This is a genomic window from Siminovitchia thermophila, from assembly GCF_016909185.1.
GTDB lineage: Bacteria > Bacillota > Bacilli > Bacillales > Bacillaceae_C > Siminovitchia > Siminovitchia thermophila.
Genome location: NZ_JAFBFH010000084.1, coordinates 1 through 1301 on the forward strand (window position 1 = coordinate 1; position 1301 = coordinate 1301).

A 1301-nucleotide genomic window follows, 5' to 3' on the forward strand; every position below is an offset into this window, starting at 1 on the left:
GGTCACTAGGGAGTATTTAGCCTTGGGAGATGGTCCTCCCGGATTCCGACGGGATTTCTCGTGTCCCGCCGTACTCAGGATCCACTCGGGAGGGAGCGACGTTTCAACTACAGGGCTGTTACCTTCTTTGGCCGGCCTTTCCAGGCCGCTTCGTCTACGCCGTTCCTTTGTCACTCCACTTTGAGTGTCCTACAACCCCGAAAGGCAAGCCTTTCGGTTTGGGCTCTTCCCGTTTCGCTCGCCGCTACTGGGGGAATCGATTTTTCTTTCTCTTCCTCCGGGTACTTAGATGTTTCAGTTCCCCGGGTATGCCTTCCATTCCCTATGGATTCAGAAATGGATACTGCCTCATTACTGGCAGTGGGTTTCCCCATTCGGAAATCTCCGGATCAGCTTGCTTACAGCTCCCCGAAGCATATCGGTGTTCGTCCCGTCCTTCATCGGCTCCTAGTGCCAAGGCATTCACCGTGCGCCCTTATTAACTTAATCTTTTTTCGGTCAACGATTAGCATCGAATCTCTATGTCAGCTCCCTCATTCACGTCATTACGCACTTCATGTGCGCTCCGGTGCTCATTCGGTCGCTTCCTTGATCTTCCCGCTTCTCGTTGCCCTTGGTTGAGTGATACTGACACTCAAACCTAAAGGTTTTACACTTCTCATGGTTGCTCCATAATGGATCATCCATAAGGTGAACGATTCTCGGTTTGTTTCTTCTCATGTTATCCGGTTTTCAAAGAACAAAGTAGGCTGAACCCAATCACATGGTGTGATTCATCAGCACATTTATGCAATTTTGCGGCTAATAGCAACCAAGTCCTCGGCTACAAAATCGCAAAGGCACAAATATGGTGGAGCCTAGCGGGATCGAACCGCTGACCTCCTGCGTGCAAAGCAGGCGCTCTCCCAGCTGAGCTAAGGCCCCATAAAGTAGAAAAATCCCCATTTTTATTACCAAATGTGGGATGGTGGGCCTGAGTGGACTCGAACCACCGACCTCACGCTTATCAGGCGTGCGCTCTAACCAGCTGAGCTACAGGCCCACTTGGGATTTAAAGAGTTTGACCTCTCAAAACTAAACGAAACGAAAGCGTCAATGTTGTATCTATTGGAAATGTCCAGTTGCGGCTCCTGGCTGCTCGAGATCGCTTCGCTTCTTCTGTAAAGTCCTGCGGACTTTTCGTCAGAAGCTACAGCGCCGGTCGCAGCCGAGCAGTCGCCTCCACATTTCAATTATCCTTAGAAAGGAGGTGATCCAGCCGCACCTTCCGATACGGCTACCTTGTTACGACTTCACCCCAA

The 1301-nt window shown here is 50.7% G+C and carries 2 tRNA genes and 2 rRNA genes; all 4 read right to left on the reverse strand.

Features of this window, described 5'->3' with window-relative positions:
- Positions 1-489: ribosomal RNA gene (locus JOC94_RS22650) — 23S ribosomal RNA — on the reverse strand; the annotation flags it as partial.
- Between the two features lie 359 nt (positions 490-848).
- Positions 849-924, reverse strand: a tRNA-Ala gene (locus JOC94_RS22655).
- 41 nt (positions 925-965) lie between these two features.
- Positions 966-1042: transfer RNA gene (locus JOC94_RS22660), tRNA-Ile, on the reverse strand.
- A 200-nt stretch (positions 1043-1242) separates the two neighbouring features.
- Positions 1243-1301: ribosomal RNA gene (locus JOC94_RS22665) — 16S ribosomal RNA — on the reverse strand; the annotation flags it as partial.